This window comes from Quisquiliibacterium sp. (assembly GCF_982640115.1).
This window is the reverse complement of sequence record NZ_CEXFHW010000115.1, coordinates 1-12615: the sequence shown is the minus strand read 5'-3', so window position 1 is coordinate 12615 and position 12615 is coordinate 1. Positions and strand designations below refer to the sequence as shown.

Annotated in this window: 9 protein-coding genes, 1 tRNA gene and 1 pseudogene; all 11 read right to left on the bottom strand. The window is 65.7% G+C overall.

Annotated features, from left to right (window positions below):
* Positions 1 to 74 (bottom strand): annotated as a pseudogene (gene rpsL / locus AC2H6A_RS13060) (30S ribosomal protein S12); the annotation flags it as partial.
* 203 nt (positions 75 to 277) lie between these two features.
* Entirely contained in the window at positions 278 to 4522 is a 4245-nt protein-coding gene (gene rpoC, locus AC2H6A_RS13055) for a DNA-directed RNA polymerase subunit beta' (protein ID WP_484274037.1), read from the bottom strand.
* Between the two features lie 31 nt (positions 4523 to 4553).
* A complete protein-coding gene (rpoB, locus tag AC2H6A_RS13050; RefSeq protein ID WP_484274036.1) occupies positions 4554 to 8675 on the bottom strand; it encodes a DNA-directed RNA polymerase subunit beta in 4122 nt (1373 codons plus the stop codon).
* A 174-nt stretch (positions 8676 to 8849) separates the two neighbouring features.
* Positions 8850 to 9227 carry a 50S ribosomal protein L7/L12 gene (gene rplL / locus AC2H6A_RS13045; RefSeq protein WP_484274035.1) on the bottom strand — a complete coding sequence of 126 codons (378 nt, stop codon included), beginning with the start codon at positions 9225 to 9227 and terminating at the stop codon, positions 8850 to 8852.
* A 75-nt stretch (positions 9228 to 9302) separates the two neighbouring features.
* Positions 9303 to 9830: a 50S ribosomal protein L10 gene (rplJ, locus tag AC2H6A_RS13040; protein WP_484274034.1), complete on the bottom strand. Its 528-nt coding sequence runs from the start codon at positions 9828 to 9830 to the stop codon at positions 9303 to 9305.
* Between the two features lie 305 nt (positions 9831 to 10135).
* Positions 10136 to 10840: a 50S ribosomal protein L1 gene (rplA, locus tag AC2H6A_RS13035; RefSeq protein WP_484274033.1), complete on the bottom strand. Its 705-nt coding sequence runs from the start codon at positions 10838 to 10840 to the stop codon at positions 10136 to 10138.
* Complete coding sequence (gene rplK / locus AC2H6A_RS13030; RefSeq protein WP_484274032.1) at positions 10841 to 11272, bottom strand: 50S ribosomal protein L11; 432 nt, start codon at positions 11270 to 11272, stop codon at positions 10841 to 10843. It abuts the gene before it with no gap.
* A 119-nt stretch (positions 11273 to 11391) separates the two neighbouring features.
* Complete coding sequence (nusG, locus tag AC2H6A_RS13025) at positions 11392 to 11925, bottom strand: transcription termination/antitermination protein NusG (protein WP_484274031.1); 534 nt, start codon at positions 11923 to 11925, stop codon at positions 11392 to 11394.
* Positions 11926 to 12309 (bottom strand): preprotein translocase subunit SecE, encoded by a 384-nt coding sequence (secE, locus tag AC2H6A_RS13020; protein WP_484274030.1) that lies wholly within the window; start codon positions 12307 to 12309, stop codon positions 11926 to 11928.
* Between the two features lie 48 nt (positions 12310 to 12357).
* A tRNA-Trp gene (locus tag AC2H6A_RS13015) sits at positions 12358 to 12433 on the bottom strand.
* A 33-nt stretch (positions 12434 to 12466) separates the two neighbouring features.
* Positions 12467 to 12615 (bottom strand): EF-Tu C-terminal domain-related protein (locus tag AC2H6A_RS13010; protein WP_484271631.1); only part of this gene is annotated, 149 nt, incomplete at its 5' end.

Below are 12615 nucleotides of genomic sequence, written 5' to 3'. Positions count from 1 at the left end.
TGCAGCGCCGGGCTCTTGCTCTTGAGCTGTTCGGTCTCGCGACCCTGGCGCACGAGCTGATTGATGGTGGGCATTCGATATTTCCTTGGGATGACGCCTGGTCACCCTGTTGTCACCGCGCCGCGAGCACCCCGCTGATGTTCCGCGTAGGTATTCACGACCTGCCGGCCCGGCGAACGATTGCGCCGGCGTTTGACGGAAAGCCTTCGATTATAGATCCTGAACAATCCCCCTGCAAGCGGTCGATGTGCGCACGCATCGACCGCTGCGGGAGGGATCAGCCCTGCGACTCCGCGCCCTCGTCGGCGATCCCGGCCGGTTCGGTCTCGGTCGAGGGCATGGAGAACAGCGCTTCGGCCTCGGCCGCCGCGAGCGCAGCCTGCTCGGCCGCCTCGTTCTGCTCCTTGGCCTTGCGCGCCCGGTGGTAGGCGAGGCCGGTGCCAGCCGGGATGAGCCGGCCGACGATCACGTTCTCCTTCAGGCCACGCAGATCGTCCTTCTTGCCCATGATCGCCGCCTCGGTCAGCACCCGGGTGGTCTCCTGGAAGGAGGCCGCCGAGATGAACGAGTCGGTGGACAGCGAGGCCTTGGTGATGCCCAGCAGCAGATTGATGTACGTGGCCTCGACCTTGCCGGCCTCGCGCACCTTGTCGTTCTCGTCGAGCAGTTCGGAGCGCTCGACCTGCTCGCCCATGATGAACGGAGCATCGCCCGGATCGACGATCTGCACGCGGCGCAGCATCTGGCGGACGATCACCTCGATGTGCTTGTCGTTGATCTTCACGCCCTGGAGCCGGTAGACATCCTGGACCTCGTCGACCACATAGCGCGCGAGCGCTTCGATGCCCAGCAGGCGCAGGATGTCGTGCGGATCGGCGGGGCCGTCGACGATCATCTCGCCCTTGTTGACCACCTGCCCGTCGTGGACCAGCACGTTCTTGTCCTTGGCGATCAGGAACTCGTGGGCCACGCCATCCATGTCGGTGATGACCAGGCGCTGCTTGCCCTTGGTGTCCTTGCCGAAGGAGACCGTGCCGGTGACCTCGGCAAGCATGCCGGCATCCTTGGGCGAGCGGGCCTCGAAGAGCTCGGCCACCCGCGGCAGACCGCCGGTGATGTCGCGGGTCTTCTGCGATTCGAGCGGGATCCGGGCGAGGGTTTCGCCCACACCGATCTCCTGTCCGTCACGCACGGTGATCAGCGCGCCCACCGGGAAGCTGATGGTCACGGCGTGGTCGGTGCCGGCAATGCGAACCTCTTCGCCGGCCTCATTGATCAGCTTGACCTGCGGCCGGACATTGCGTGCCGCGGTGCCGCGGCGCTTGGCGTCGATGACCACCAGGGTGGACAGGCCGGTGACCTCGTCGATCTGCTTGGCGACGGTGGCGCCTTCCTCGACGTTCTCGAACTTGATGCGACCGGCGTACTCGGTGATGATCGGCCGGGTCATGGGATCCCAGGTGGCCAGCGGCGTGCCGGCCTTGACCTCGCGGCGATCCTCGACGAGCAGGGTGGCGCCGTAGGGGATCTTGTGACGCTCGCGCTCGCGGCCGAAGTCGTCACCGATGACGATCTCGCCCGAGCGGGAGATGACGATCAGCTCGCCGCGGGCGTTGGTCACGTGACGCATGGTGGGCGTGAAGCTCACCCGACCATTGGACTTGGCCTCGACCGAGCTGTCGACCGCCGCACGGGAGGCTGCACCACCGATGTGGAAGGTGCGCATCGTGAGCTGGGTACCCGGCTCGCCGATGGACTGCGCCGCAATCACGCCGACCGCCTCGCCGGAGTTCACCAGCGAGCCGCGGCCGAGGTCGCGGCCGTAGCACTTGGCGCACAGGCCATAGCGTGTGGCGCAGGTGAGCGGGGTGCGAACGCGAACCTCGTCGATGCTCAGACGCTCGATCTCGTCGACCTTGTCCTCGTCGAGCAGGGTGCCCGCCTCGTACAGGGTGGCCTGGGTCTCGGGCACGACCACATCATGGGTGGCCACGCGGCCGAGGATCCGGTCGCGCAGGGCTTCGATGACCTCGCCGCCCTCGATCAGGGCCTTCATGGCCACGCCGTTGGTGGTGCCGCAGTCGTCCTCGGTGACTACCAGGTCCTGGGTGACATCGACCAGCCGGCGGGTGAGATAGCCGGAGTTCGCGGTCTTCAGGGCGGTGTCGGCGAGGCCCTTGCGCGCGCCGTGGGTGGAAATGAAGTACTGCAGCACATTGAGACCCTCGCGGAAGTTCGCGGTGATCGGGGTCTCGATGATCGAGCCGTCAGGCTTGGCCATCAGGCCGCGCATGCCGGCGAGCTGGCGGATCTGGGCAGCCGAGCCGCGGGCGCCCGAGTCGGCCATCATGTCGATGGCGTTGAACGACTCCTGGTCGACTTCCTTGCCGTGGCGGTCGATGACCTTCTGCGTGCGCAGCTGGTCCATCATGGCCTTGCCGACCTCGTCACCGGCGCGGCCCCAGATGTCGACCACCTTGTTGTAGCGCTCGCCCTGGGTCACCAGGCCCGAGGTGTACTGCTGCTCGATCTCCTTGACCTCCTTCTCGGCATCGGCGAGCAGGCGGGTCTTCTGCGGCGGCACCAGCATGTCGTCGATGGCGATCGAGATGCCGGCGCGGGTGGCCAGGCGGAAGCCGTTCTGCATCAGCTGATCAGCGAAGATGACGGTTTCGCGCAGGCCGCAGCGCCGGAAGGAGGCGTTGATCAGCTTGCTGATCTCCTTCTTCTTGAGTGCCTTGTTGATGAACTCGAAAGGCAGGCCCTTGGGCAGGATCTCGGAGAGCAGGGCCCGGCCGACGGTGGTCTCGACCCGCGTGATGCGCTGCACGAAGGCCTCGGAGTCGGCCTCGCGGACGAACTCGGGCAGCCGCACGGTGATGCGGGTGCCGAGTTCGACCTGACGGTTGTCGTAGGCGCGAAGCACCTCGCCGAGATCGCTGAAGAACATGCCCTCGCCCTTGGCATTGATCTTCTCGCGGGTGGTGTAGTACAGGCCCAGCACGATGTCCTGCGAGGGGACGATCGAGGGCTCGCCGTTGGACGGGAACAGCACATTGTTGGAGGCGAGCATCAGCGAGCGCGCCTCGAGCTGCGCCTCGATGGACAGCGGCACGTGCACTGCCATCTGGTCGCCGTCGAAGTCGGCGTTGAAGGCCGCGCACACCAGCGGATGCAGCTGGATGGCCTTGCCTTCGATCAGCACCGGCTCGAAGGCCTGGATGCCCAGGCGGTGCAGGGTGGGCGCACGGTTGAGCATCACCGGATGCTGGCGGATGACATCCTCGAGGATGTCCCAGACGATCGGCTCCTGGGTCTCGACGTACTTCTTCGCCTGCTTGATGGTGGTGGCGATCCCCATCGTCTCGAGCTTGTTGAAGATGAACGGCTTGAACAGCTCGAGCGCCATCAGCTTGGGCAGACCGCACTGGTGCAGCTTGAGCTGCGGCCCCACCACGATCACCGAACGGCCGGAGTAGTCGACCCGCTTGCCGAGCAGGTTCTGGCGGAAGCGACCGCCCTTGCCCTTGATCATGTCGGCCAGCGACTTGAGGGCACGCTTGTTCGCACCGGTCATGGCCTTGCCGCGACGACCGTTATCGAGCAGGGAGTCGACCGCCTCCTGCAGCATGCGCTTCTCGTTGCGCACGATGATCTCGGGCGCCTTCAGCTCGAGCAGGCGCTTGAGGCGGTTGTTGCGGTTGATGACCCGGCGATAGAGGTCATTGAGGTCAGAGGTCGCGAAGCGGCCGCCGTCGAGCGGTACCAGCGGGCGCAGCTCGGGCGGGAGCACCGGCAGCACCTCCATGACCATCCAGTCGGGCTTGATGCCCGAGCGCTGGAAGCCCTCGAGCACCTTGAGCCGCTTGGCGATCTTCTTGATCTTGGCCTCGGAGCCGGTGGCCTCGAGATCCTTGTGCAGCGTCTCGATGTCACGGTCGATGTCGATCGAGCGCAGCAGCTCGCGGATGCCTTCGGCACCCATCATGGCCCGGAACTCGTCGCCGTATTCCTCGGTCTTCGCGAGGAAGTCGTCCTCGGTCATGATCTGGGCGCGCTTCAGGGGCGTGGTGCCGCTTTCGATGACCACGTAGGCTTCGAAGTAGAGCACGCGCTCGATGTCGCGCAGCGTCATGTCGAGCACCATGCCCAGACGCGACGGCAGCGATTTCAGGAACCAGATGTGCGCGGTGGGCGAGGCGAGCTCGATGTGGCCCATGCGCTCGCGGCGGACCTTGGCGAGGGTGACCTCGACGCCGCACTTCTCGCAGATGACGCCGCGGTGCTTCAGGCGCTTGTACTTGCCGCACAGGCACTCGTAGTCCTTGATCGGACCGAAGATCTTGGCGCAGAACAGGCCATCGCGCTCGGGCTTGAAGGTGCGGTAGTTGATGGTCTCGGGCTTCTTGACCTCGCCGAAGGACCACGACCGGATCTTCTCGGGCGACGCAAGCCCGATCTTGATCGCGTCGAAGTGCTCTTCTTCCTGGACCTGCTTGAACAGATCGAGCAACGCTTTCATGGAATGCTCCTGGATGTCGTTGGGCGAGGGCTCAGATGCGCTCGAGATCGATGTCGATGCCGAGGGACCGGATTTCCTTGACGAGCACATTGAACGACTCGGGCATGCCCGCGTCGATGGTGTGCTCGCCCTTGACCAGGTTCTCGTAGACCTTGGTGCGGCCGTTCACGTCGTCGGACTTGACGGTCAGCATCTCCTGCAGCGTGTAGGCGGCGCCGTAGGCCTCGAGCGCCCACACCTCCATCTCGCCAAAACGCTGGCCGCCGAACTGCGCCTTGCCGCCCAGCGGCTGCTGGGTGACCAGCGAATACGGGCCGGTGGAACGGGCGTGCATCTTGTCATCGACGAGGTGATGCAGCTTCAGCATGTGCATGTAGCCGACCGTGACCCGGCGATCGAAGGCCTCGCCGGTCCGTCCGTCATAGAGGGTGACCTGGGTCTTGCTCGGCGTGAAGCCGAGCAGTTGCGTGCGCGGATCGTCGTCGGGGAAGGCGATGTCGAGCATCTCGCGGATCTCGGGCTCGGTCGCGCCATCGAACACCGGGGTGGCGAAGGGCACGCCGTTGCGCAGGTTCCCGGCAAGCTCGAGCACCTCGGCATCGGAGAGGCCGTCGACGCCGGCGCGCTGACCGGGGTCGGTGTAGATCTTGCGCAGCAGACCACGGATGGTCTCGGCGCTCTGCTGGGCCTTGAGCATCTCGCCGATGCGCAGACCGATGCCCTTGGCCGCCCAGCCGAGGTGGGTCTCGAGGATCTGGCCGACGTTCATCCGCGAGGGCACGCCCAGCGGGTTGAGCACAATGTCGGCGGGCGTGCCGTCGGCCATGTGCGGCATGTCCTCGACCGGCACGATGCGCGAGACCACGCCCTTGTTGCCGTGGCGACCGGCCATCTTGTCGCCGGGCTGCAGGCGGCGCTTCACCGCCAGGTAGACCTTGACCATCTTGAGCACGCCCGGGGGCAGCTCGTCGCCCTGGGTGAGCTTCTTGCGCTTCTCTTCGAAGTCAAGGTCGAACTGGTGGCGCTTCTGCTCGATGGATTCCTTGAGGGCCTCGAGCTGCGAGGCGGCGGTCTCGTCGGCGAGGCGGATCTCGAACCACTGCCAGCGATCGACCTCGGCGAGGTAGTCGGCGGTGATCTCGGCGCCCTTGGCCAGACGCTTGGGTCCGCCGTTGGCGACCTTGCCGGCAAGCATGCGCTCGATCCGGGAGAAGGCATCGTTCTCGACGATGCGCAGCTGGTCGTTGAGGTCGAGACGGTAGCGCTTGAGCTCGTCGTCGATGATCGACTGGGCACGCTTGTCGCGCTGGATGCCCTCTCGGGTGAACACCTGGACATCGATGACCGTGCCGCTCATGCCCGAGGGCACACGCAGCGAGGTGTCCTTCACGTCGGAGGCCTTCTCGCCGAAGATCGCGCGCAGCAGCTTCTCTTCGGGGGTGAGCTGGGTCTCGCCCTTGGGCGTGACCTTGCCGACCAGGGTGTCGCCGGCCTGGACCTCGGCACCGATGTAGACGATGCCCGACTCGTCGAGGCGCGAGAGCTGCGACTCGGACAGGTTGGAGATGTCGCGGGTGATGTCCTCGGCACCGAGCTTGGTGTCACGGGCGAGCACCGACAGCTCCTCGATGTGGATCGAGGTGTAGCGGTCATCGGCGACCACGCGCTCGGAGATGAGGATGGAGTCCTCGAAGTTGTAGCCGTTCCAGGGCATGAACGCCACCAGCATGTTCTGGCCGAGGGCGAGTTCGCCGAGGTCGGTGGATGCGCCGTCGGCGACCACATCGTTGCGGGCGATTCGGTCGCCCTTGCGGACCACCGGGCGCTGGTTGATGTTGGTGTTCTGGTTGCTGCGGGTGTACTTGATCAGGTTGTAGATGTCGACACCGACTTCGCCGGCGGCGGCTTCGTCATCGTTGACCCGGATGACGATCCGGTTGGCATCGACATAGTCGACCAGGCCGCCGCGACGGGCGGTGACCACGGTGCCGGAGTCGACGGCGCAGGTGCGCTCGATGCCGGTGCCGACCACCGGCTTTTCGGGCCGCAGGCAGGGCACGGCCTGGCGCTGCATGTTCGACCCCATGAGCGCGCGGTTGGCGTCGTCATGCTCGAGGAAGGGAATGAGCGAGGCCGCCACCGACACGATCTGGCTGGGCGCCACATCCATGTAGGTGACGCGATCGGGCGAGGAGAGCTGGGTCTCGCCGTTGATCCGCACCGACACCAGTTCGCCGGTGAGGCGGCCGTTCTCGTCGACCGCGGCATTGGCCTGGGCGATGACGTAACGGCCTTCCTCGATCGCCGACAGGTAGGAGATCTCGTCAGTGACCTGGCCGTCGGTGACCTTGCGGTACGGGGTCTCGAGGAAGCCGTACTCGTTCAGGCGCGCATACAGCGACAGCGAGTTGATCAGGCCGATGTTCGGACCCTCGGGCGTCTCGATGGGGCAGACCCGGCCATAGTGGGTGGGGTGCACGTCGCGGACCTCGAAGCCCGCGCGCTCGCGGGTGAGACCGCCCGGGCCCAGCGCCGACACCCGCCGCTTGTGGGTGATCTCGGACAGCGGGTTGGTCTGGTCCATGAACTGCGACAGCTGCGACGAGCCGAAGAACTCGCGGATGGCGGCACTGATCGGCTTGCTGTTGATCAGGTCATGCGGCATCAGGTTCTCGGTCTCGGCCTGGCCCAGGCGCTCCTTGACCGCGCGCTCGACCCGCACCAGGCCGGCGCGGAACTGGTTCTCGGCCAGCTCGCCGACGCAGCGCACGCGGCGATTGCCGAGGTGGTCGATGTCGTCGATCTCGCCCTTGCCGTTGCGCAGGTCAACGAGGATCTTGATGACCGCGAGAATGTCGTCGTTGAGCAGGGTCATCGGGCCCACGAGTTCATCGCGGCCGACCCGGCGGTTGAACTTCATGCGGCCGACCTTCGACAGGTCGTACGCTTCCTCGCTGTAGAACAGCCGGTGAAAGAGCGCCTCGACCGCATCCGGGGTGGGCGGCTCGCCGGGGCGCATCATGCGGTAGATGGCAACCCGGGCAGCGTTCTGGTCGACGGTCTCGTCAAGGCGCAGGGTCTGCGAGATGTACGGACCCTGGTCCAGATCGTTGGTGTAGAGCACCTTCAGGTCGCGGGCCTTGGCCGTGCGCAGCTTGCGCAGCAGCTCCTCGGTGAGCTCGTCATTGGCGTTGGCCACGACCTCGCCCGTTTCAGCGTCGATCACCGCGTGCGCGAGGATGCGACCGAGCAGGTATTCCTCGGGCACGGAGATGCGCGTCATCTGCGCCTTCTCCATGTCGCGGATGTTGCGGGCGTTGATCCGCTTGTCCTTGGCCACGATCAGGTTGCCATCGCGGTCGGTGATGTCGAAGCGGGCAATCTCGCCGCGCAGGCGCTCGGGCACCAGTTCGAGCATGGCGCCTTCGGCCATCAGCTGCACGCTGTCGAAGACGAAGAAGTGCGCCAGGATCTGCTCGGGATTCAGGCCGATGGCCTTGAGCAGGATGGTGACCGGCATCTTGCGACGGCGGTCGACACGGAAGTAGAGGATGTCCTTGGGATCGAACTCGAAATCGAGCCAGGAGCCGCGATAGGGAATGATCCGGGCCGAGAACAGCAGCTTGCCCGAGCTGTGGGTCTTGCCGCGGTCATGTTCGAAGAACACGCCCGGCGAGCGGTGCAGCTGGGAGACGATCACCCGCTCGGTGCCGTTGACGATGAACGAGCCGGTGGTGGTCATGAGGGGAATCTCCCCCATGTAGACCTCCTGCTCCTTGATCTCCTTGACCGTGGGCTTGACCGCCTCCTTGTCCATGATGACCAGACGGACGCGGGCCCGCAGGGGCGCGCAGAAGGTGAGGCCGCGCTGCTGGCATTCCTTGACATCGAAGACCGGGTTGCCGAGCTGGTAGCTGACGAATTCCAGCCGTGCCATCTGGTTGTGCGAGACGATCGGGAAGATGGAGCCGAACGCCGCCTGCAGACCCTCGGGCTTGCGCTCCAGGGGCACCGCCTCGGCCTGCAGGAACTGCTGGTAGGACTCGATCTGCGTGGTCAGCAGATAGGGGACGTCGAGCACGACGGGGCGCTTGGCAAAGGTCTTGCGGATGCGCTTCTTCTCGGTGAACGAGTAGGACGAGGGCTGGCTCATGGACACTCCGTGATTCACGCAGAGGCTGGGGTCCGGGCGGCTGCGCAGACCGTCGCCGGATGGCGGCGGCCGGCAACTCGCCAGACCTCAGTCCCCGCAAAGACGCGAAAACCCGGAACCGCCCGACCCTGAGGAGGGGCGGGTTCCGGGTGCAGTGCGTCGTCGGGGAACAACTTACTTGAGCTCGACCTTCGCGCCGGCGTCTTCGAGCTGCTTCTTGAGGGCCTCGGCGTCGGCCTTGGAGATGCCCTCCTTGACCGGCTTCGGAGCGCCGTCGACCAGGTCCTTGGCTTCCTTCAGGCCCAGGCCGGTGGCCGCGCGAACGACCTTGATGACCTCGACCTTCTTCTCGCCGGTGGCGGCCAGCACCACGGTGAACTCGGTCTTCTCTTCGGCCGGCGCAGCGGCGGCGGCCGGGGCGGCAGCCACGGACACGGCAGCGGCGGCAGCCGACACGCCGAACTTCTCTTCCATCATCTTGATCAGCTCGGACAGCTCCAGCACGGACATGCCGGCGACGGCGTCGAGGATCTCTTGTTTGCTCAGTGCCATTGTTAGCTCCAGTATCTTGATTCAGCGGTTTGCGTGTTTCCGGGAAGTCTTTGCGTGCAGCGCGCGCCTGAAGGATCAGGCAGCCTCGGTCTTCTGCTTCTCGATCGCGGCGAGGGTCCGGACGAACCGGCCCGGCACCTCGTTGAGCGTGCGGACGAACGTGGCGATGGGCGCCTGCATGGTGCCCAGCAGCTTGGCCAGCAGCTCTTCGCGGCTGGGCAACGAGGCCAGTGCCTTGACGGCGGCGGCATCCATGACGAAATTCGGCATGGCGCCGGCCTTCAGGACCAGCTTGTCGTTGCCCTTGGCGAAGTCGTTGAGGACCTTCGCGCAGGCCACCGGGTCGGCGGAGATGCCGTAGAGCAGCGGGCCGACCAGATGGGCGGACAGCGGCTCGAACGGCGTTCCGGCGACCGCGCGGCGCGCCAGCGTGTTCTTGAGAACACGCAGGTGCACGCCCTGGCTGCGCGCCTGCTTGCGCAGTGCGGTGAACGCTCCAACTCCCAGACCACGGTACTCGGCGACGACGATGACGCCAGCGGAAGCGACCTTCGCTCCGATTTCGTCAACGACCGCGGCCTTTTCGGTGCGGTTAAGACCCATGGTCCAGCTCCTGTGAACGGTGCGCCGGCTTGCGCCTTTGCACCTGCCTGATTACGGCGACCGAGCTCAATTTGCGACCGAATTCGCCATCGACGAACCGCTACAAACCGCTTCGGGACCGCCATCTGCGCAGGGTTGGATCCTGGAAAACAGGACCCGGTTTGAGGTGCCCGCTTGCCCGCCGATGCTGCCGGCCGGCGCACTGCGCCCCCTGCGGTCTTTGACAACCCGCCGAACCCGCTCCGACACCACCAGACTGGGTGGCGTCGGCCCGGGCACGACGGCCCAAAGTTCTTTCGTCCGCGTCAGTTGGCCGCGGCCGAGAAGGCCGCGGTGTCGACCCGGACACCCACTCCCATCGTGCTCGACACCGCCACCTTGCGAAGGTAGATCCCCTTGGAGGACGCGGGCTTGGCCCGGTTCAGCGCCTCGATCAGGGCCCGCAGGTTGGTCTCGAGCTTGTCGACCTCGAACGACGCACGGCCGATGCCGGCGTGGATGATGCCGGCCTTGTCGGTGCGGTACTGCACCTGACCCGCCTTGGCATTACGCACCGCGCCCGCCACATCGGGGGTGACCGTGCCCACCTTCGGGTTGGGCATCAGGCCGCGCGGACCGAGGATCTGGCCGAGCGTACCGACCACCCGCATGGCATCGGGCGAGGCCACCACGATGTCGAAGTTCAGGTTGCCCGCCTTGACCTGCTCGGCGAGGTCCTCCATGCCGACGATGTCGGCACCGGCGGCCCGCGCCTCATCGGCCTTCGGGCCCTGGGTGAACACCGCCACCCGCACGGTCTTGCCGGTACCGGCCGGCATGACCACCGAGCCGCGGACGACCTGGTCGGATTTCTTGGCATCGACGCCGAGCTGCACGGCGACATCGATGGATTCATCGAACTTGGCGGTGGCGCATTCCTTGACGACCTTCAGCGCCTCGGCGAGCGGCAGCGGCTTGGTCCGGTCGACGCGCTGGGCGTTCGCCTTGACCCGCTTGGAAATCCTGGCCATTTAGAGACCCTCCACGATGATGCCCATGCTGCGTGCAGAGCCGGCGACCGTGCGCACCGCGGCATCGAGATCGGCGGCGGTGAGGTCAGGCATCTTGGCCTTGGCGATGTCCTCGGCCTGTGCACGCGTGATCTTGCCGACCTTGTCGGAATGGGGCCTGGGCGAGCCCTTGTCGATCTTGGCGGCCTTCTTGATGAGGATGGTCGCCGGCGGCGTCTTCATCACGAAGGTGAAGGACTTGTCGGCGTAGGCGGTGATCACCACCGGAATGGGCAGGCCCGGTTCCATGCCCTGGGTCTGGGCATTGAAGGCCTTGCAGAATTCCATGATGTTCAGGCCGCGCTGGCCGAGGGCCGGGCCGATCGGGGGGGCGGGGTTGGCCTTGCCTGCAGGAACCTGCAGTTTCACAAAGCCGACGATCTTCTTCGCCATGAGGCTGCTCCTGGATTGAGTGCTAGCGCGGGTTCGGGACAGTCCCTACTGCCGCTCCTCGGGGTGGCGCCGCCGGGAAGCGACGCCGGACGACGGCGGGCAGACCCGCCGTCGGGTGATCAGACTTTCTCGACCTGCGCGAACTCGAGTTCGACCGGGGTGGCTCGGCCGAAGATGGTGACCGAGACCCGTACCCGGCTCTTGTCGTAGTTGACTTCCTCGACGTTGCCGTTGAAATCGGTGAAGGGACCGTCCTTGACGCGGACCATTTCGCCCACCTCGAACAGCACCTTGGGCTTGGGCTTCTCGACGCCTTCCTGCATCTGGGCCATGATCTTGGCGACCTCCTTCTCGGAGATCGGCGCAGGACTATGCCCGTGCCCGCCGACGAAACCGGTGACCTTGGCGGTGCTCTTCACCAGGTGCCAGGTGAGGTCAGTCATGTCCATCTCGACGAAGACATACCCCGGGAAGAAGCGGCGCTCGGTGATCGCCCGCTGCCCGTTCTTCATCTCGACGACTTCTTCGGTCGGCACGAGGATCTTGCCGAACTGCTCCTGCATGCCGGCCCGCTCGACACGATCCTGAAGGGCCCGGGCCACGCTCTTTTCCATGCCCGAATAGGCATGAACCACATACCAGCGCTTGGTCATCTACTTCTTCCAGCCCAGGATGAGGTCATAGAGGACCCACTCGAGCGATTTGTCGACCAGCCAGAGAAACAGGGCCATGGCCACCACGAACGCGAACACGATCAGGGTGACCTGGGTGGTTTCCTTGCGGGTGGGCCAGACCACCCGACGGGTCTCGGACCAGGAATCCTTGGCGAATGCGAAAAACTGCTGTCCCGGCCCCGAGAACCAGGCGATGACGCCACCGCCGACCAGCCCGGCCAGGAAGGCCGCGATGCGCAGCACCGCAGGCTGGCCCGCCAGCAGGTAGAACCCGACAACGCCGGCGATCACCGCGGCCACGGCGAGCGCCACCTTGGCGCGGTCAGCGCCCGAGGTGACGACTTCGATGTTCTGGTTGGCCATGGAGAGGGTTTCTGCCGGGGGAATCGGGATTGCTGGCGCCAAACGGGTTGGCAGGGGCAGAGGGAATCGAACCCCCAACCTTCGGTTTTGGAGACCGACGCTCTGCCAGTTGAGCTATGCCCCTAAGTGTCTTGACGGGTGCAGCAGGTGGCCGGACTCAGACCAGGATCTTGGCGACGACGCCGGCGCCGACGGTGCGGCCGCCCTCGCGGATCGCAAAGCGCAGACCCTGCTCCATCGCGATCGGCGCAATCAGCTGCACCGTCATCTGCACGTTGTCCCCGGGCATCACCATCTCCGTGCCCT

Coding starts and splice junctions, on each gene's coding strand:
- rpoC (WP_484274037.1), bottom strand. CDS start 4,522: ATGAAAGCGTTGCTCGATCTGTTCAAGCAGGTCCAGGAAGAAGAGCAC.
- rpoB (WP_484274036.1), bottom strand. CDS start 8,675: ATGAGCCAGCCCTCGTCCTACTCGTTCACCGAGAAGAAGCGCATCCGC.
- rplL (WP_484274035.1), bottom strand. CDS start 9,227: ATGGCACTGAGCAAACAAGAGATCCTCGACGCCGTCGCCGGCATGTCC.
- rplJ (WP_484274034.1), bottom strand. CDS start 9,830: ATGGGTCTTAACCGCACCGAAAAGGCCGCGGTCGTTGACGAAATCGGA.
- rplA (WP_484274033.1), bottom strand. CDS start 10,840: ATGGCCAGGATTTCCAAGCGGGTCAAGGCGAACGCCCAGCGCGTCGAC.
- rplK (WP_484274032.1), bottom strand. CDS start 11,272: ATGGCGAAGAAGATCGTCGGCTTTGTGAAACTGCAGGTTCCTGCAGGC.
- nusG (WP_484274031.1), bottom strand. CDS start 11,925: ATGACCAAGCGCTGGTATGTGGTTCATGCCTATTCGGGCATGGAAAAG.
- secE (WP_484274030.1), bottom strand. CDS start 12,309: ATGGCCAACCAGAACATCGAAGTCGTCACCTCGGGCGCTGACCGCGCC.